Raw genomic sequence first — 18,242 nt, 5'->3', positions numbered from 1 at the left:
CGGCCTCCGTGGCCGTCGTCGGCGTCGGCCGGGCGGGTCACGCCCAGGGTGGGACGCCCGTGCCCTCCGCCCAGCGGGCGAGGGAGCGGCGGTCGACGGCGCGGATGCCGACCTGTGCGCAGAATGCGGCGGCGGCCTTGGTGAACGAGCTGGTCGTCACCACGGCGGCCAGGTCGCAGCGGTGCACGTCGCGGTAGGTGCCGTTGACGCGCTGGACGTCCTGGGAGCCGACGAACGTCCGCGGTCCGTAGCGCTTGGCCTGGATCAGGATCCGCTGTCCGGTGGGGGTGGTGGCCAGCACGTCCGCCGCGAGGTCCCCGGCTCCGCCGACCACCGAGACCTTGGTGCAGCCGTCCCGCCGGCACAGGTCGGCCAGCGCGTGCTCGAACGCCTTCGGGCTCATCGCCAGGAACGGCCCGATGTGCCGCAGTTGGGCCGCCCGCGTGTCCAGCTCGCGCTGCCGCGCCCGGACGCGCGTACGCAGCACGGCGACGCCCGCCCCCGCGCCCGCGAGGAGGAGCAGGGCCACCAGCAGCAGGTGCTGGGCCAGCCAGCGCACCGCCACCGAGAGCAGCACGAGGACGATCACGGCCGCCACGCCCAGCAGCACCGCGTTGTCCCGCGCCTGCCGCAGCCGACGCGCCCGGCGCGCAGCGGTCGACCGGCGTCGCCGGACAGGTCCACGGGCCACGGCATCCCCCTTCGCGCCACAGTGTTCGTGCGAGCGTAGGGTCCACCGGCACCCGGCCGCCTGCGATCTCGGTGAATTCCGCCGAGCGCGGTACCGAGTTGACCGGATCCGGGCGGCCGGCGACCGGAGAGCCGCGCGTTCCGGGCCAGGTGGCAGAGCGGCAACGGCAGCGACAGCGGGTAGTCACGGATCGGCAACTGCCGGCTTCCGGACGCGCCCGGAGGGCTATGCTCCGCGTTGCTGACGGTGCATCACAATGCCCGAGGGGGCCGCAAATGACGTCGGACCAGGACTCACCAACCGGCCCCGGGGGGCCGACCCGCTTCGTCACCTTCTTCACCACACTGCCGGGGATCATCACCGCGGCCGCGGCTCTGGTGACGGCGATCGGCGGGGCCTTCTACGGTGGCACCCAAGCCGCCACGCCGAGCCCGACGGTGACGGTGACGCAGACCGAGTGGAGGTCGCCCTCTCCCGCTCCCCCGACGGCCCCGGTGCCTCCGGTGCCCTCGGTCTCCGACACCGCCACCGTGTCACCCGTGTCACCCGGGCCGACCGGCGCCGCCGGGACACTGCGCGGGTCGTACAGCTTCCAACTCCCCGCGCTCTACTACGCACCGCTGGGGCCCCAGAAGCCCACGCAGCCCGACATCGTCGGCGCCACCAACTCCAGCGGGGACATCTCGTGGAAGGCGGACCAGGGAGGGCAGCAGATCGAAGCCGGCACGTCGGAGAGGATGCTCGCCCTGCCGAACGGGAGCACGCCGACCTACCAGGCCTGCTCCACGGGGACCCAGTTCATCACCGGTGCGCCCAGCACGCCCGGGTCCGTCTTCTGCATCCTCGAGCGGCCGGGACTGATCGCGGGCGTCCAGGTGACGTCCGTCAACGAGAACTCGCCGACCTACGTCACCCTCCAGGTGAGCGTGTGGCAGGGGCCCTGATCCGGCGCGTCGTGTCCGCGTCGGAGCCCCGGCGCCGGGGCCTGCGCGTCCACCGCATCGGGACCGCCGACCAGTAGCCGTGGCGGTAGCGGTCGCGGTAGCGGTCGCGGTGGACGCGCAGGCGGGTGGGGTTGCTACTTCTGCCAGCCGATGGTCTCGGGCAGCGGGCTGTAGAAGATGGTGGCGCCGACGTTGGCGAGGCCCTTCTTGATGCCGTAGGTGGAGGGGCCGCTGTAGAGCGGCAGGAAGGCGTACTGCTGGAGGGCCTTCTGCTCGACCTTGTTGACGGCCTCGATCTGCTGCCCGAGGTCGGCGATCTGGCCGGTGGCGCGGATCTCCTGGTCCAGCTCGGGGGTGCCGGCGCCGGTGATGTTGGAGTCGCGGTCCGAGCAGTAGAAGTCGCACAGGTTGCGGGCGCCGAAGGGGTCGGTCGAGCGGTTGCCGGAGATGAACAGGTCGAAGCGGCGCTCACTGAGCACCTTGGAGAAGTCGTTCGAGGAGACCTTGTTGATGTCCAGCTTCACGCCGACGCCCTTGAGCATCGCGGTGAGCGCGGAGGCGGTGGCCTTCTCGATCGGGTCGTCGCCGAGCAGGGTGTAGCCGAGTGCGAGCTGCTTGCCGTCCTTGGTGCGGATGCCGTCCGGACCGGGCGTCCAGCCGGCCGCGTCCAGGGTCTTCCGGGCCTCGTCCGGGGCGTACTTCAACACGGCGGCGACGTTGTCCTGGTAGCCCTGCTGGAAGCTGTAGAGCACGGCGGAGCCGGGCAGCGGCTCGGTGTAGTCCAGGCCCTGGAACTGGATCTTCGCTATCTGCGGGCGGTCGATGCTCTCCTGCACCGCCTTGCGGACCTGGAGGTCACCGAGGAGCGGGGACTTGGTGTTGAGGTACAGCGAGTACTCGAAGGGGCTGCCGCCGCTGCGGATCTCGGCGTCCTTGACGGCCTTCACCTGCTTGAGGTTCTCCGCGTCCACGGCGGAGGTGTAGTCGAGTTCGCCGTTCTTGAAGGCGTTGATCGAGGCGCCGCTCTCCAGGTTGACGTAGACCCGCTTGTCCAGCTTGCCCTTCCTGCCCCACCAGTTGGGGTTGCGCACGAAGGTGATGTTGCCGGAGTGGGCATCCCAGGTGCCGACGGTGTACGGTCCGGTGCCCCACTCGGGGTGGGCCGTCTTGACGTACGCCTTGTTGAAGTTGTCGACGGTGGCGGCCTCGGGGTGCAGGAAGGTGGTGAACAGCGCCGACCAGGAGGGGTTGACGCCCTTGAAGGCGATGACCGCCTGCTTGTCGTCCGCGCCCCGGGTGACGGAGGTGATGCGGTCGTAGCCGTCGGTGGAGTTGGCCGCGTAGTCCTTGTTCGAGCCGTTGTTGGCCTTCCAGGTGGCCTCGATGGCCCGCCAGTCGATGGGGGTCCCGTCGTTGAACACGGCCTTGGGGTTGAGGGTGATGACGACCTTCTGGTCGCCGCCCTCGACGGAGACCTTCACGTCGCTGTAGTAGTCCGGGTTGTACTGGACCTCGCCGGTGGGCGAGTAGGTGATGGCGTCGGCGTTGTACCAGGACCAGATCCGCACGGAGTTCAGGGTCCCGTTGACGTTGAAGGGGTTGCCCTGCTCGTCGAAGGTGCCCGCGGTGGTGTAGGTGCCGCCGTCCTTGACGTTGTCGTACGGCTGCGGGTTGTAGTCGGTGACCGAGGACGCGACCTTGGCGGCGTTCTTGGCGTTCTGCCCGGCGCCTCCGGCGGAGGAGGAACCACCGGAGGAGGACGAGGAGGAGCACGCGGTGGCCGCGACCGTGACGGCCGCGACGAGCGCGAGGGGCAGAGCGAGCTTCCGACGCATGGGATGTCCTTGTGGGAATCGGTGGGATCGGTGAACAGGGGAAGGGGCGGGTGCTGCCGGTGCGGGGTCAGACCGCGTGGCAGGCGTACTGGTGGTCGGAGCCGTCCGGGGCGGCGGCGGTCGCCGGCCGCTCGGTGCGGCAGCGGGTCCGTACGGCCTCGTCCGCCTCCCGGTACAGCGGGCAGCGGTCGACGAACACGCAGCCCTCCGGGAGGCGGGTGGCACTGGGCTGCTCGCCCGCGAGGACGATGCGCTCGCGGTGGCGCTCGCGTGCCGGGTCGGGCACCGGGATCGCCGACAGCAGGGCCTTGGTGTACGGGTGCCGGGGCCGGGCGAAGATCTCCTCGGTGGCGCCGGACTCGACGATGTGCCCGAGGTACATCACCGCGATGCGGTCGGAGACGTAGCGCACCACGGCCAGGTCGTGGGCCACCAGCAGGTAGGCCAGGCCCAGTTCGCGCTTGAGCCGGGTGAGCAGGTTGATGATCTCGGCCTGCACGGAGACGTCCAGCGCGGACAGCGGCTCGTCCAGGGCCAGCAGCTTCGGCTCCCGGGCCAGGGCACGGGCGATGCCGACGCGCTGGCGCTGGCCGCCGGACAGGGCGGCGGGGAAGCGGTCGCCCATGGCGCGGTCCAGGCCCACCACGTCCAGCAGCCGGGTGGCCCGGGAGCGGATGGCCGCCCGGTCGGCGCCGGCGGCCTGGAGCGGTTCGGCCAGCAGGTCGAAGACGGTCAGGCGGGGGTCGAGGGCGTCCGTCGGGTCCTGGAGGACGATCTGGACGTCGCGCCGCAGCTCGCGCACCTGGACCGCAGCGTGGAGGGTGGCGACGTCGGTGCCGGCCACCTCGATGCGGCCGCCCTCGGGGGCGCGCAGCCGCAGCACCTCGCGCAGGGTGGTGGTCTTGCCGCTGCCGGACTCCCCCACCAGGGCCAGGGTCTCGCCCGCGCGCACCTCGAAGCTGACCTGGTTGACGGCGTGCAGGGTGCCCACCCGGCGCTTGAGGAGGGCGCCCTTGGTGACGGGGAACGTCTTGACCAGGTCCTCCACCCGCAGGACCACCTCGCCGACGGTCCGCTCCCCGGCGCCGCCGGCCGGCGGTACGAGGGCGGCCTCCCCGGCCGGGTCGAGGGTTCCGTCGGCGATCTCCTGCGCGCGGTGGCAGGCGACACGGCTGTGCTGCTGCCCGCTCACGGTGGTCGGGCCAGGGGTGGTCAGGCCGGGGGCGGTCAGGACCGGTTCGGTGGTCCGGCACACGTCCTGGGCGACCGCGCAGCGGGGCGCGAAGGGGCAGCCGCCGGGCAGGCCGACCAGGGACGGCGGCTCCCCGCCGACCGGGATCAGGGGCCGTTCGACGCCGCTGTCCACAGTGGGGACGCTGGCCAGCAGGCGGGCGGTGTACGGCATCGTGGGGCGGCGGAAGAGCTCGTCGACGCTCGCGTGCTCGACGATCCGCCCCGCGTACATGACGGCGACCTCGTCGGCGTGGCCCGCCACCACGCCCAGGTCGTGGGTGATCAGGACGAGGCCGGCGCCGGTCTCGCGCTGGGCCAGGCGCAGCACGTCCAGGATCTGGGCCTGGACGGTGACGTCGAGTGCCGTGGTGGGTTCGTCGGCGACGAGGACCGAGGGCTTGTTGGCGATGGCCAGGGCGATGACGACGCGTTGGCGCATGCCGCCGGAGAACTCGTGGGGGAAGGACTTGGCGCGTTCGCGCGGGTCGGGGATGCCGACCAGGTCGAGCAGTTCCACCGCCTGCTCCCACGCGTCCTGCTTCGTGAGGTCCCGGTGCACGCGCAGGGCCTGGGAGAGCAGCCGGCCGACGCTGTAGATGGGCGTGAGCGCGGACATCGGGTCCTGGAAGACCATGCCGATGTCCTTGCCGCGCACCCGGGAGAGGGCCTTGTCGTCCATCGCCGCGAGGTCGCGGCCACCCAGCAGGATCCGGCCGCCGAGGCGCGCGGTGGGCGGAAGCAGGCCCATGACGGCGAGGGCGGTGGCGGACTTGCCCGAGCCGGACTCGCCGACGATGCCCAGGGTGCGCCCGGGCAGCAGGTCGAAGTCGATGCCGCGCACGGCCTCCACCGGGCCGGCCTCGGAGGGGAAGGAGACGCGCAGGTCGCGTACGGAGAGGACGGGGGCGGGCACGGGTGCGGGCGCGGGGGCGGGTGTCGGATCGGCCGTCGGGGCGGCCGCGGGAGCCGCTGCGGGCCCGGTACGGCGGGCGGGTGCGAAGGTCATCGTCGGGCTCCTGCCGCGCCGGTGGTGGACGTGGGGTCGAGGGCGTCGCGCAGGCCGTCGCCGACGAAGGTCATCGAGACGGTGAGCAGGACGGTCAGCCCGGCGGGGAAGGCGAAGAGCCAGGGAGCGCTGGTGATGGTGCCCGCGCCGTCGGCGAGCATCGTGCCCAGCGACACGTCCGGGGTCTGCACGCCGAAGCCGAGGAACGACAGGGCGGTCTCGCTGAGCACGGTGGAGACCACGCCCAGGGTGAGGTTGACGATGAGCAGGGAGCCCAGGTTCGGGATGATGTGGCGCAGCACGATGCGCAGGGGGCGCACGCCCATGTACTCGGCGGCGCGCACGTAGTCGCGCTCGCGCAGGGACGTCGACACCGACCAGACCACGCGCGCGGTGGACATCCAGCCGAACACCGTCAGGACCAGGATGAGGACCCGCCAGTCGCCCGCCAGCCGGTGCGAGACCAGGGCGAGGACGAGGAAGGAGGGCACGATGAGCAGGAAGTGGATGACGGCGAGGGTGGCCTTCTCCACCCGGCCGCCGAGGTAGGCCGCGCCCGCGCCCACGACCGCGGCGATGGCGACGGTCAGCACGGACACGCTCACCGCGATCACCAGCGAGCGCTGGAGGCCGTGCACGACGGCGGCGTAGACGTCGTTGCCGCCCTGGTTGGTGCCGAACCAGTGCTCGGTGCTGGGGGCCTGGGTCAGTGCCGAGAAGTCGGCGTCGGCGTAGCCGTACGGGGTGAGGAGGTCGCCGAGCGCGCTGAACAGCACCAGCAGCAGGAAGATCACCACGCCGGCGACGGCGGTCCGGTTGCGCAGGAAGCGCCGCAGGTAGAGGCGGCGCCGGCCCAGGTAGCGCCCGTCGGGCACGTCGGGCACGTCGGGCCTGCCGGTGGCGGGTGCGGCTGCCGTGGCGAGCGCGCCCTCGGAGGTCGCGTCGGGGCTCACGGGGACGGCCATCTCAGTTCACCCGCACTCTCGGGTCGAGGAGGACGGTGGCGATGTCCGCGAGGATCGCGCCGACCGCCGTCAGGGCGGCGGCGAAGGCGGCGGTCGCCACCGTGCCGTGCACGTCGTTCTTGCTGATGGTCTGGATGAAGTACTGGCCCATGCCGTTCCAGCCGAAGATCGTCTCCGTGAGGACCGCGCCGGTGAAGACCGCCGGGATGCTGAACGCCACGGACTGGGCGGTGGGGATCAGTGCGGTGCGCAGGGCGTGCCGGCGGATCGCCTGGGCGCGGGTGAGCCCGGTGGCCCGGGCGGTGCGCACGAAGTCGGAGCCGATGACGTCCAGCAGCAGGGAGCGCTGGGTGAGGTGGTAGCCCACGTACCCCGTCAGGGTGAGCGTCAGCGTCGGCAGGATCAGGTGCAGCAGCCGGTCACCGAGCGTCGCCCAGAACCCTTCCACGTCGGGCGAGTTCTCCCCCGCGACGTACAGGAAGTGCCAGCCGGCCTGCTCGTTCAGCCGGATGGCCAGCAGCACCAGTGCGAGGGCGGCGATGGACACCGGGACGTTGAACAGCGCCATGGACACGGCCTGGGCCGCCCGGTCCCGCCAGCCGTACTGGCGCGAGGCGGTGTGGACCGCGAGCGCGACACCGACGACGACCGACAGGACCGTCGCACCGATCACCAACTCGGCGCTGACCAGGGAGCGGTAGCCGATCTCCCCGTTCACCTCGACCCCGACCGGGGAACGGCCCCAGTCGAAGTGCAGGACCACGCCGGTCAGCCAGTCCCACCAGCGGTGGAGCAGCGGTTCGTGCGGGTCGAGGTTGTACGGGGCCAGGGCCCGGGACAGCTGCTCCTCGGTGCGGACCGGGCGCAGTTCCTTGAAGTTCGAGCGCGGGTCGAGGAACCAACTGGCCAGGAAGTAGGTGGCGTTGGTGGCCACGGCGATCACCAGGAGCCAGCCCGCCGCCCTGCGGGTCACGTACCGGAGCACGGAGCGCACCTCCCCACCAGGTGCGGCGGAAGCGCCTGGGGGACGTCGGGTCTGAGGGAGGTGCGCATGGCGGCAGAACTTCCTGGAGCTGGGAGTCGGACGGAGTCGGACGGCACGGTCGTGCGGATCCGAGTCTGTGTACGACTGGTGTCGTAGCGCCAGTGACCAGGGGACATGGACATGAGAACGAAACACCCCCGCAGCAGAGGGGCATCGCGCCCCATCGTCCGTTCACATTCACGGGGGTCGGGGGGCTCGGGGGGGCTCGGGGGGGCTGGGGTGCCCACCCGGATCAGGCGGTGGCGACGATGGCCCGGGTGACGGCCGTGACGGTCGGGGTCGGGCGGCCGGGGAGTCGGGCCACCAGGATCCGGCGGATCTCGGGCGGGGCGCCTTCGACGCGCAGCAGGCTCACCCCGGACGGCAGCAGCGGCGCGAGCCGGGCGGGCACCGTCGTCACCCCGAAGCCGCCGGCGACCAGGTGGAGCTTCGTCAGCCAGTCGCGCGCGGAGTGGACGATGCGCGGCCGGCCGGGCAGGCCGGGCCAGACGCCGAGCAGCGGCTCGGAGCCGGACGCGGGGGTGGCGATCCACCGGGCGTCGAGCAGTTCGTCGACGTGCACCGCGGTGCGGCCGGCGAACCCTCCGGTCGAAGGCGCCGCGAGGAGCAGCTCGGTGTCCGCGACGGTCTCGACGTGCAGGCGCGGCGACTCGCCGTCCAAGGGGCGGTGGGGCGGGCGGGAGGACAGCACGGCGAGGTCGATCGAGCCCGCGCGCAGGGCCCGGACCAGGGCAGGCGTGGCGCCCTCGGTGGTCGTGACCGTGATCTGCGGGTCGGTTGCCGCGAGGCGGGCGAGCGCAGGGGGCAGGAGGCCCGCGCCCGCGCTCAGGAACAGTCCGATCCGCAGCACTTCGGCCTGCGGGGCGGTGCCGGTGAGGTCGCGCTCGGCCGCGGCCAGGCTGTCCAGGATCGTCCGGGCGTGGCGCAGCAGGGTCAGGCCCGCGGGAGTGAGCCGCACTCCGTCGGGGCGGCGTTCGAACAGGGCGGTGCCCGCGCTCCGTTCGAGGGAGGCGACCTGGCGTGACACCGCCGACTGGGTGTAGCCGAGCCGGGCGGCGGCCGCGGTGAAGCTGCCGGACTCCGCGATCTGTCGCAGGACCCGCAGGCCGGTACTGGAGACGTCCATGCCGCATACGCATACCAGACATGCTCGATCGTCGCTTCCCGCATACCCGTCGGGCTCCTAGGGTCGATCACGACGAGCACGGACGGAGACGTCCGAAGACGAAGGCGTCCGAAGACGAAGACGACCATGGAGGCTCACACGTGCGAGCAGCAGTCCTGACACGGTTCGGTGCCCCGCTCACGGTGCGGGAGGTGCCCGACCCCGAGGCCGACGGCGGCGAGGTGGTGGTCCGGGTGCTCGCCTCCTACGTGGCCCCGTACGCGGCCGAGGTGTTCGGCGGCGAGCGGAAGTACCCCCTCGTGCCTCCCGTCGTGCCCGGCATCGGCGGCGTGGCACGCGTCGTCCAGGTGGGCCCGGACGCCACCCGGCTGCGGGTCGGCGACCTGGTGTGGTGCGACTGCACGGTGCGCTCCCGGGACGACGCCCTGACGCCCGACATCACCCTCCAGGGCTGGAGCTCGCGCGGCGAGGGCGGCGCGCGGCTCGCCCGGTACCTGCACGACGGGTCCTTCGCCGAGCTCATGCGGGTCCCGACGGAGAACGTGTACCCGCTGCCCCCGGCGGCCGGGGACGACCCGGCCCGCTGGGCCGCGCTCGGCGTGCACGTCATCCCGTACGGCGGGCTGCTGGCCGGCGGGCTCGCGGCCGGTGAGACGCTGCTCGTCAGCGGGGCGACCGGCAACCTCGGCAGCAGCGCGGTCGCGCTCGCGCTGGCGATGGGGGCGGGCCGGGTGGTCGCCCCCGGCCGCAACCGGGCCGCGCTCGACCTCCTCGCCGACCGGTTCGGCCCCCGGGTGCGCCCCGTCCCGCTCACCGGGGACGAGGCCGACGACCGCGCGGCGATGGCCGCGGCGGGCGACGGCTCGATCGACATGGTGCTCGACCTGCTGCCGCCGAGCGCACCCAGCTCGGTCGCGCGCATGGCGGCCATGACCGTGCGCGAGTACGGGCGCGTGGTCCTCATGGGCGGTGTCGGCATGCTCGGCGGCGACGACCTCGCCCTCCCCTACCCGTGGCTCATGCGCAACTCGGTCACCGTGCGCGGCCAGTGGATGTACCCGCGCACGGCGAACGTCGGCATCATCCGGCTGCTCGCCTCGGGCGCCCTGGACCTCGCCCCCGAACGGGTCCGGTCGTTCGGCCTCGACGCGGTCAACGAGGCCGTCGCGTACGCCGCCTCGCACGGCGGCCCGTTCGAGCGCACCGTCCTCGTCCCGTCGGCGCGCTGACGGGTGTCGTGGGCCGGTGGCGACGGCACGGGGGGCGGTCCGTAACCGGCGGGACCGCCCCCGCGCCGTCAGCGTCGGCGTCCGTCCGCTCTCCGTCCGCCCTCCGTCCGCTCAGGCGGCGCCGAGCAGGGACGCCAGGGCGGCGGCCGTCTCGGGGTGCCGGCCGAGGAGCGCCGAGCCCGCCGGGGTCTGCGGCGCCGTCCAGGACCCGTCGCAGCCCAGGAGGGCGGCGAGCGCGTCGCAACCGGCGGGGTGCGCTGCGAGCAGGGCGGAGCCCCGGCCAGCGGTGCCGCCGCCGGGCCGGACCGGCTGGGGCGCCGGTGCGAGCCACGGCGGCACCCAGGTGTCCAGTTCGGCGAGTCGGCCGGGGAAGATGCGTCCGGCTTCCTTGGTGAGCTTCGGGGCGAGCTCGGCGCCGCCGCTGCGCAGGGTGGTGATCAGGGTCGGCAACCAGGGCAGCAGGACCGGGTCGGGCAGGCGGGCGAAGGCGTGCGAGACCGCCTCGACGACGAGGTCGACCAGGCTGGGCACCGGCTCCAGCGCGTGGAGCAGCCCGCTGAGGTAGCGCGGGTAGGCGGGCAGCAGGAGCGGGTTGCCGAGCAGTTCGTCGCAGCGCTCGCGCAGGTCCTGGCGGGTGAGGTGGCCGAGGTGGACCCGCGCGGCCCACAGCAGGGCGCGCTTGGCCTGGTCCTGCGGGTCGGACCGGGCGACGGCGAGTTCGAGTTGGGCGCGGTCCCCGCCCAGGGACAGGGCCAGGCCCTCCATGCTGAACAGGAAGCTCAGCATGGCCGCGACCTGGCGCACCGTCGCCGTCTCGTCGGTGAACGCGGTGGGGAGCAGGGCGCAGTAGTGGGCGTACCCGGCCTCGGCGAACCGCTCGATCCACCGGGGCAGGACCGGCTCACCGGTGCGGTAGAACGCCAGCAGCTTCCGGACCCGGCGCAGCACCTCGGGGGCGCCGTCGACGCTGCGCTCGGTGGTCAGCACCTGGAGGGCGCGGGCGCCGAGTTCGTCGGCGAGCCGCCGGCTGCCGAGGTACAGGGTGGCGTCCTCCACGGTCCGCAGGACGACGGCGGCATTGGCCTGCGGGGCGTTGGCCTCCCGGCGCAGGCGCTGTTCGAGGACCTGTTCGAGCGTGACGCCTTCGTAGCCGAGCTCGATCAGGGCGCGCTGGTGGGTGCCGAGCGAGAGGTCCCAGGACTCCTGCTTGGGTTCGTCGCCGAGGGTGCGCTCGCCCATGATCGGGCGGGCGGCGTCGGGGATCAGGTGGCGCAGCATCCAGAGCACGTCGGAGCAGGGGCGCAGGTCGGGCTGGGACTTGATGTCAAGCAGCGCGCGCTTGACGCCGCGGGCCTGGAGGTTGAGGCCGAGCGGGGCGAGGCGGTCGTGGACGTCGCGGGCCAGCGGGGGCAGCGACTCGTAGCCGACCTGGCCGATCCGGTCGCCGCCCATCATGATCTCGACCAGGCGCCGGACATCGCGCCGGCCGGGCACGGTCTCCTTCTCGATGCAGGTGACGGCCGCGTCCTGGAAGTCGTACGGGGTCGGGCGGGCGCGGTCGCGCATGCCCGCGAGGAGGATGGACGTCTCGTACACGGCGATGGCGTCGGCGGTGGAGGCGAGGTAGCCGTTGCGGCGGGCCGCTCGCACGATCTCCACGGACCAGCCGAGCAGTTCCTCCTGGTCCAACTGGTCGAGGGCGGGCGGTCGTTGCAGGAATCCGGCCAGCTTGTCGGTGCTGTCGCCCTCCGCGGCGGGGACGGCGGCGACCGCCTTGCGGGCGCGGGTGGCCTTCGCCCCGGCACCGGCCTGGCCCTTGAGCCGGTAGGGCTGGACCCGGGTGCGCTTGAGGTTCTTCTCCCACTGGGCGGCGGCGATCGACACCGACCCGCCTTCGAGGCCGAACTGCCTCTCGATGGCGGTGTGACTGGAGGGGATCAGGCCGTACTGCCACTCGGTGGCGGTGCGCGGGGGCACGGCGAAGGTGTCGGTGCCGTGGAGGCCGAACTCCTCGACCCGGCTGGCGGCGTGGAAGGCGCCGCAGACGTAGACGCTCTGCGCCGGGTCGGCGCCGGTGGCGGCCAGGTGCTCGCGGATGCGGGTCCACATGTACCGCTCGCGGTCCTCGTCCACCCGCACACGGCCCGGATCTCCGGGCGCCAGGCGGCGGAAGAGGCTGCCGATCAGGAACATGACCTGCCGGTAGGTGTCGTGGTCGGCGTCGCCGAGCGGCCCCTCGACGTACTGGTGCCACCACTCCGACCAGTGCCGCACCTTGCCGTGGCGGAGCAGGTGCCGTTCGAGGTCGGCGAAGCGGGGCCGCAGGTCGCCCAGTTCGACGCCGACCGCGTCGCCGTGCAGTGCGGCCTCCTGGGGGGCAGCCGCGCCCACGTCGGCCTGGGCGGCGGCGGCCGCCGCGGCCTCGGCGGCGTCCGAGCCGTCCACGCTGTCCGGGGCGTCCGGGCGGGGCTGCCACTGGAAGACGTGGTCCGAGGACCGGTCGACGAGGACCAGGTCCACGCCGGGCGTCTCCAACGCGTACGCGATGGCCTGGTACTCGGCGGAGGCCTCGGTGATCGGCGCGACCACGGACAGCGGCGCCCAGTCGGCGGGGAACCCGTCGATCCGGGTGGCGAAGGCCTGGACGGCCACCGGCAGGCGGCAGTTGCGCAGCTCGGTGAGCAACGGGGCCATGTCCTCGCACAGTTCGAGGAAGACCGTCCTCGGCTGCCGGGCACGCAGGTGGCGGGCCATGGCGGTGGCGGAGGCCGGCGAGTGGTGGCAGACCGGGAAGATCTCCAGCGGCTCGCGCAGGGCACGCTCGACGTCGCTCACGAGGCCGCGGAGGATGCCGTCCAGGGCGCCCGGGCCGTCGGCGAACTCGGCGGCAGCCGCGTCGAGTTGGCTCCGCAGCGCGCTGAACGTGTCGGGGCCGGGGTGCCCGCCGGTGGCGGGCACCCGGGTGCTGGCGCGGCTCATGCGAGCGCCTTGAGGGTGTCCAGGCCGGCGGCGAGGAACTGCGGCCACTCGCCGCCCTCCTGCTCACTGCGCTGGTGGACGGTGTTGGCCAGGTACTTGGTGAGGATGCTGGTGTCCTCGGGCGCGCGACGGCTGAGCGAGGCGACCAGGGAGGAGCCGAGGGCGTGGGCGGTGAGCGCGCGCTCGCCGAAGAAGTCGCTGTGCAGGATGGCGTCCTCCAGTACGCCGATCTGCTCGGCGGTGGACAGGGCCGACTCCAGCCGCTCGTCGTCGCTGCCCGCCGCCGTCGCGACGGCGCGCAGGTCCTCGAAGGAGCGCAGCAGTACGTCCAGCAGGGTGGGCGGCACGTCCAGTTCGATCTGGTGGCGGCGCAGCAGCTCCTCGGTGCGGAAGCGGACGATCTCCGCCTCGCTCCGCTTGTCCGTCACCACCGGGATCTGGACGAAGTTGAAGCGCCGCTTGAGCGCCGACGACAGGTCGTTGACGCCGCGGTCGCGGCTGTTGGCGGTGGCGATCACCGCGAAGCCGGGCTTGGCGAACACCGTGCCGTCCTCGCCCTTCAACTCGGGCACCGACACGTACTTCTCGGAGAGGATGGAGATCAGCGCGTCCTGGACGTCGCTGGTGGAGCGGGTGAGCTCCTCGAAGCGTCCGATCGTGCCGGTCTCCATCGCGGTCATGATCGGCGAGGGGATCATGGACGCGCGCGACTGGCCCTTGGCGATCACCATGGACACGTTCCACGAGTACTTGATGTGGTCCTCGGTGGTGCCGGCGGTACCCTGCACGACCTGGGTGGAGTTGCGGCACACGGCGGCGGCCAGCAGCTCGGCGAGCCAGCTCTTGCCGGTGCCGGGGTCGCCGAGCAGCAGCAGGCCGCGGTCGGAGGCGAGCGTGACGATCGCCCGCTCGACCACGCTGCGCTCGCCGAACCACTTCTGGGCCACCTCGCGCTCCATGCCGTCGGAGGGCTCGGAGCCGAGGACGAAGGTGCGGATCATCTTCGGGGACAGCCGCCACGTGGACGGCTTCGGGCCGGAGTCGACCGACTCCAGGTAGTCCAGCTCATCGGCGTACTTGGTCTCGGCGGGGGCGCGGAGCATGTCGGACATCGGGCAGGAGCCTTTCTGCGGCGTGGGAATGGGGGATGAACGGGTGCGGCGCGGTGCGGCGCTCAGGTCAGGAACGTCTTGAGCTCGTGGACCAGCTTGTTGATGTGGCCGGAGAGCACCGGGGTGCCCTGGTCCTTGAACCGCTGGCGGAACCACGGGTTGACGCTGCCCCGGCCCGCACTCGTGACCGAGCCGACCGGGATGAACTTCACGCCGGAGCGGTGCACGGCGGCCATCTGCGCGAACAGCTCCTCGCCGCGCCACTCGTAGAAGTCGGAGATCCACACGACGACGGTGTTGACCGGCTCGGCGATCTTCGGCTGGGCGAGGGCCATGGCGACCGTACCGTCGGTGCCGCCGCCGAGCTGGGTGCGCAGCAGCGTCTCGAACGGGTCGTGGACCCACGGGGTGAGGTCGACGGCCCGGGTGTCGTACGCCACCAGGTGGACGTCGACCTTGGGCAGGCCGGCGAAGATCGAGGCGAGGATGGTGCAGTTGACCATGGAGTCGACCATCGAGCCGGACTGGTCCACGACCACGATCAGGCGCTGCGGCGTCGTCTTGCGGGTGGTGTGCCGGTAGTAGAGCCGGTCGACGTAGAGCCGCTCGTCGTCGGGGCTCCAGTTGACGAGGTTCTTCTCGACCGTGCGCTTGAGGTCGAGGTTGCGCCACACCCGCTTCGGCGGCACCGAGCGGTCCAGCTCCCCCGCCGTGGCCTTCTCGACCTGGGTGCGCAGCACCTCGGCGACCTCGTCGACGAACCGGCGGATCAGGGCCTTGGCGTTGGCGAGCGCGGTGCCGTCGAGGTTGCCCTTGTCGTGCAGCAGCTGCTCGATCAGCGACATGCTCGGGGTGAGGCGGGCGGCGAGCCTGCTGTCCGCGAGGACTTCGCGCAGGCGCATCCGCTTGACCAGATCGGCCTCGATGGCGGCGAGTTCGGGGCCGATCACGGGGATCAGCGTGGACAGGTCCGGGGTGCCGGGGGTCCCGGGGGTGCCGATGCCGGTGCCGGCGTGACGGCCGAGGCCTGTCTGACGGCCGAGGCCTGCGTGGCGGCCGGCGCGCAGTTCCCCGGGCTTGCAGCCGAGGGCGCGCTCCAGCCATCCCGCGTCGGACTGCCAGCGGGAGAGCTGGCCCGCGGTCACCGTGCCGGAGCCGGTGGCGAGGGCGTTGAGGAGGATCTTGGAGTACAGGGCCGCGCGCCGGACCTCGGCGGCCCGGTCGCGGGCCCCGACCGGGCCTACGGCGGCGGCATCGGTTTCGGTGTCAGTGTCGGCGGCGGCGTCGTCAGCGTCGGTTTCGAGGTCGGCGTCGGCACCCGGCACCAGGAGGCCGTCGAACTCCGCTGCCAGGCCGGGGTGGCGCTGGACGAGCGAGTCCACGGACGTACGAGGGTCCAGCAGGCCCGCGGGCAGGCCCAGGTCCTCGACGACGGCCAGACTCGCCGTCTCCAGCGCGGGCTGCTCCGCCGGGTCGAACAGGCGCGCCAGCAGCTGCCAGTACAGCACCTGTCGGCGGTTCCCCTCGGGGTCCGCGAGAGCACCGCCGTTCCCGTCGGTGGTGGTGAAGGAGGTGGTGAAGGAGGTGGAGGAGGAGGTCATGGGTCCGTTCACTTCCGCAGCAGCTTGCCGGCGCGCTCGCGCAGCACGGTCACCGTCTCGGTCGCTGCCGCCTCGGCCTTGCCGCCGCTCTTGTCGGTGGTGCCGCCCGCCCACGCACCGGCGTGCAGGCCCACCGTCCGGCGCTTGACGGTGGATTCGACGGCCAGCGGCTGGAGGACGAAGGCCCCGGCGTCCCAGCGCAGCAGGCCGATGCACGCGGTGGACGCGGCCACCGCCTGCGGCGTGAGCGGGCCCGCCACCGGGATGCGGTCGGTGTCGACGGCGAGCGGGTGGCCGGCCAGGTCGAAGGTCAGCACCCCGTCCTGCTCCAGGGCGGTGTAGCCCTCCAGGAAGACCGGCTCGGCCAGGCGTACCGGGTGGCGCTCCAACGGCGCGACCGGCGCGCCCACGGCGGTGGGCAGCACGACCCGGGCGGTGGCGAACGGGTCGGCCTCGGCCGCGGTGCGGGCGAGGCCGTCGCTCCACAGCAGGTCGCCCTCGGCGGTGAGCGGCATGTCCGTCACCGTCACGGCGCGGCCCTCGCCCGCCGCCGCCAGGAGCGACATCCGGGGGCGCAGCAGCTGCCAGACCCCGGCGCCCAGGACGCTGTCCGGCTTCGGGACCGACACCGACGCCCGGACCAGGCGGGGAGCGGAACCGTCGGCCGGCTCGAACACGGCGTGGACCTGGGCCTGCGCGGCCGTCGCGTGCTCGTGCAGGTCGACGCCGAGCGGCAGCAGCCGTCCGGTGACCGTCTGCGGGTCAGGGACGGTGCCCGCACCGGGAGTCGTCAGCAGCAGGGCCCGCGACCACAGGTCGGCCCAGCGGCGGACCGGGACGCGTTCCAGACTCGCTCCCGGGCAGGACGCGGCGAGTTCGCCCGCGAACCCGTCCAGCAGGACGGCGAGGCGACGCAGCTGCGGGTCCGGGAGCATCGCGGAGACGAGCTGCGCCGAGGCCGACACGAGGTCGTGGTCCATGCCGAGCCAGCCGGTACGGGCCAGGTCCGCGAGCCAGGCGCGGACCGCGGTGAGCACGTTCGACGCGCCGCCCGGGCCCTCGGCGGGCACCGTCCACAGGGCGGTGGTACGACCGGTCGCCCCGCCCACGACACCGTGGAGCGCGTCGTGGGCCGCACCGAGCAGAGCGGTACGGGCGGCCGCCAGGGCCAGCAGGTGGCCCTCGTCCGCGGTGCCGGCGGCCGCCTTCTCGGCGGCCTCGGCGACGAGGGCGGCCAGCGGCGAGTCCGCGACGGCCCCCGCGAGCTCGGCCAGCGCCTGGGCCTGGGCCGGCCGGGGCCGCACCAGGCCGTCGGACATCGCCCGGTCGAAGGCGTCGACGACGGCGAGCGCCTCGTCGAGGCCGCCGACCGGCGCGTGGAGGAGGTCGGTGCGCATCACGCCACCGCCCGGGTGGTCGGGAACCAGTGCAGGTCCGGCAGCGGAGTGGTCACCGGCTCGAACTCCAGGTACTCCAGGTGGTTCAGGAACCGGGTGAACACCGCCGCCGCAGGCGACTCGGCGGCCTTCACCGGGCGGGTGGCGCTCATGGCACCGGTGATGACCCGGGCGGTGGCCTCCTCCGTACCGGTGTCCACCCGCAGGTAACGGGCGACACGGTCACCGCCGAACTGCACCACCGCCTCGCCGACCAGCGCCTCCAGGTGCTTGCAGTAGCCACCCCGGGCGCCGCCGCACGGACGGTTGTTGTTGGTGCTGCACGAGAACGCGAAGGAACCGGCCTCGACGGCCGACACGTAGACCCGGCCGATGTCCGAACCGCTGGACACCACACCCTGCAGCCGACCGTCCGCCAACTGCACGAACGGCACCTTCGCGAGCTTGCGGGGCCGGGCGGGCGGAACCACCCGGACCGTACTCGAACCTTCCCAGGCAGGCAGAAGCACACCATCTCCAATGGGGTTGGGGGGACAGCGCGCCACGACAGGGCGGCAGCGCTTGTGGTGATGAACGTAGTGGTCACCACCGACAACCGGACCCGCCGGGCCGGCTCGGCTCATCACTCGGCGCCGCGGAAGGACGTCGACGCCCGTACTGGCGGGGACGGCCCGTCAGCTCCCGGCGGAATCGAGCTCTCCCCCGTCCGCGTCCACGCGTCCACGGCACGACGCCCGTCGCCCCTTGACCGACCACCGCGTCCAACGTCGCGTCGCACAACCGCGGCCGTCCGGGGGCGGAGTCGGGAACCCGGTGGTCGGCCCAGCCGAGCAGCCGGGGCTCGCCCGCTCCGAGGATCCGGACCGCCTCGGGCAACTCCCTTGCGCGCTGGGTCCCTTGCTCCCAGGTCGCGGTGACGACGGTGGTCCGGGCTCCGGCATCGGCGTGCTGGGCGAGTACGCCCCCGGCCGCGAGCGACTCGTCGTCGGGGTCCGCCATCACGACGAGCAGGCTGGGCAGGGACACGGATTCCTCCTCTTGGGGTTGCGGCGTGGCCCGGTTGACCGCACCGGGGACGT

General features: G+C 73.1%; 13 protein-coding genes and 1 pseudogene. 2 read left to right on the top strand and 12 right to left on the bottom strand.

Annotated elements, in window-relative coordinates; all coding sequences use genetic code 11:
- Positions 1 to 37 precede the first annotated feature (37 nt).
- A complete protein-coding gene (locus ACFY2K_RS17835; RefSeq protein ID WP_380593277.1) occupies positions 38 to 691 on the bottom strand; it encodes a restriction endonuclease in 654 nt (217 codons plus the stop codon).
- Positions 692 to 966: 275 nt separating this feature from the next.
- Between ACFY2K_RS17835 and ACFY2K_RS17830 the strand changes: the two genes are divergently transcribed.
- Complete coding sequence (locus ACFY2K_RS17830) at positions 967 to 1,635, top strand: hypothetical protein (RefSeq protein WP_380643913.1); 669 nt, start codon at positions 967 to 969, stop codon at positions 1,633 to 1,635.
- Between the two features lie 134 nt (positions 1,636 to 1,769).
- On the opposite strand, the gene ACFY2K_RS17825 is transcribed toward ACFY2K_RS17830, so the two are convergent.
- From ACFY2K_RS17825 to ACFY2K_RS17805, 5 genes are all read right to left on the bottom strand, one after another.
- Positions 1,770 to 3,470: an ABC transporter family substrate-binding protein gene (locus ACFY2K_RS17825; protein ID WP_375893765.1), complete on the bottom strand. Its 1,701-nt coding sequence runs from the start codon at positions 3,468 to 3,470 to the stop codon at positions 1,770 to 1,772.
- A 67-nt stretch (positions 3,471 to 3,537) separates the two neighbouring features.
- On the bottom strand, positions 3,538 to 5,709 hold the full coding sequence (locus tag ACFY2K_RS17820; protein ID WP_387712349.1) for a dipeptide ABC transporter ATP-binding protein: 2,172 nt from the start codon (positions 5,707 to 5,709) through the stop codon (positions 3,538 to 3,540).
- On the bottom strand, positions 5,706 to 6,674 hold the full coding sequence (locus ACFY2K_RS17815; protein WP_387712346.1) for an ABC transporter permease: 969 nt from the start codon (positions 6,672 to 6,674) through the stop codon (positions 5,706 to 5,708). The genes ACFY2K_RS17820 and ACFY2K_RS17815 overlap by 4 nt, the downstream gene beginning before the upstream one ends.
- Position 6,675: 1 nt before the next feature.
- Positions 6,676 to 7,659: an ABC transporter permease gene (locus ACFY2K_RS17810; protein WP_375893758.1), complete on the bottom strand. Its 984-nt coding sequence runs from the start codon at positions 7,657 to 7,659 to the stop codon at positions 6,676 to 6,678.
- 292 nt (positions 7,660 to 7,951) lie between these two features.
- Positions 7,952 to 8,845: a LysR family transcriptional regulator gene (locus tag ACFY2K_RS17805; RefSeq protein ID WP_387712343.1), complete on the bottom strand. Its 894-nt coding sequence runs from the start codon at positions 8,843 to 8,845 to the stop codon at positions 7,952 to 7,954.
- Positions 8,846 to 8,985: 140 nt separating this feature from the next.
- Between ACFY2K_RS17805 and ACFY2K_RS17800 the strand changes: the two genes are divergently transcribed.
- Positions 8,986 to 10,074 (top strand): alcohol dehydrogenase catalytic domain-containing protein, encoded by a 1,089-nt coding sequence (locus tag ACFY2K_RS17800; RefSeq protein WP_387712340.1) that lies wholly within the window; start codon positions 8,986 to 8,988, stop codon positions 10,072 to 10,074.
- A 111-nt stretch (positions 10,075 to 10,185) separates the two neighbouring features.
- On the opposite strand, the gene ACFY2K_RS17795 is transcribed toward ACFY2K_RS17800, so the two are convergent.
- The 6 genes and pseudogenes from ACFY2K_RS17795 to ACFY2K_RS17770 form a co-directional block, all read right to left on the bottom strand.
- Complete coding sequence (locus ACFY2K_RS17795; protein WP_387712337.1) at positions 10,186 to 13,053, bottom strand: hypothetical protein; 2,868 nt, start codon at positions 13,051 to 13,053, stop codon at positions 10,186 to 10,188.
- On the bottom strand, positions 13,050 to 14,165 hold the full coding sequence (locus ACFY2K_RS17790; protein WP_387712335.1) for an AAA family ATPase: 1,116 nt from the start codon (positions 14,163 to 14,165) through the stop codon (positions 13,050 to 13,052). Before ACFY2K_RS17790 ends, ACFY2K_RS17795 begins: the two co-directional genes overlap by 4 nt.
- Positions 14,166 to 14,227: 62 nt before the next feature.
- Entirely contained in the window at positions 14,228 to 15,766 is a 1,539-nt protein-coding gene (locus ACFY2K_RS17785; RefSeq protein WP_387712332.1) for a VWA domain-containing protein, read from the bottom strand.
- A gap of 8 nt (positions 15,767 to 15,774) precedes the next feature.
- The gene (locus ACFY2K_RS17780; protein ID WP_387712391.1) at positions 15,775 to 17,193 is read right to left on the bottom strand and encodes a hypothetical protein; all 1,419 of its coding nucleotides are present in this window, start codon (positions 17,191 to 17,193) and stop codon (positions 15,775 to 15,777) included.
- Positions 17,163 to 17,666 (bottom strand): hypothetical protein, encoded by a 504-nt coding sequence (locus tag ACFY2K_RS17775; RefSeq protein ID WP_380522859.1) that lies wholly within the window; start codon positions 17,664 to 17,666, stop codon positions 17,163 to 17,165. Before ACFY2K_RS17775 ends, ACFY2K_RS17780 begins: the two co-directional genes overlap by 31 nt.
- 247 nt (positions 17,667 to 17,913) lie before the next feature.
- Positions 17,914 to 18,189: pseudogene (locus tag ACFY2K_RS17770) on the bottom strand (PIG-L deacetylase family protein); the annotation flags it as partial.
- Positions 18,190 to 18,242: the final 53 nt, after the last annotated feature.

This window comes from Kitasatospora sp. NPDC001309 (assembly GCF_042896295.1).
Taxonomy (GTDB): domain Bacteria; phylum Actinomycetota; class Actinomycetes; order Streptomycetales; family Streptomycetaceae; genus Kitasatospora.
Note: the sequence above shows the minus strand (reverse complement) of the source record. Positions and strands in the feature narration are given on the sequence as shown.

What these genes read in the sequence shown, in the direction of transcription:
- ACFY2K_RS17795 (WP_387712337.1), bottom strand. Translation starts at nt 13,053, where the DNA reads ATGAGCCGCGCCAGCACCCGGGTGCCCGCCACCGGCGGGCACCCCGGC.
- ACFY2K_RS17805 (WP_387712343.1), bottom strand. Translation starts at nt 8,845, where the DNA reads ATGGACGTCTCCAGTACCGGCCTGCGGGTCCTGCGACAGATCGCGGAG.
- ACFY2K_RS17785 (WP_387712332.1), bottom strand. Translation starts at nt 15,766, where the DNA reads ATGACCTCCTCCTCCACCTCCTTCACCACCTCCTTCACCACCACCGAC.
- ACFY2K_RS17830 (WP_380643913.1), top strand. Translation starts at nt 967, where the DNA reads ATGACGTCGGACCAGGACTCACCAACCGGCCCCGGGGGGCCGACCCGC.
- ACFY2K_RS17790 (WP_387712335.1), bottom strand. Translation starts at nt 14,165, where the DNA reads ATGTCCGACATGCTCCGCGCCCCCGCCGAGACCAAGTACGCCGATGAG.
- ACFY2K_RS17820 (WP_387712349.1), bottom strand. Translation starts at nt 5,709, where the DNA reads ATGACCTTCGCACCCGCCCGCCGTACCGGGCCCGCAGCGGCTCCCGCG.
- ACFY2K_RS17825 (WP_375893765.1), bottom strand. Translation starts at nt 3,470, where the DNA reads ATGCGTCGGAAGCTCGCTCTGCCCCTCGCGCTCGTCGCGGCCGTCACG.
- ACFY2K_RS17815 (WP_387712346.1), bottom strand. Translation starts at nt 6,674, where the DNA reads ATGGCCGTCCCCGTGAGCCCCGACGCGACCTCCGAGGGCGCGCTCGCC.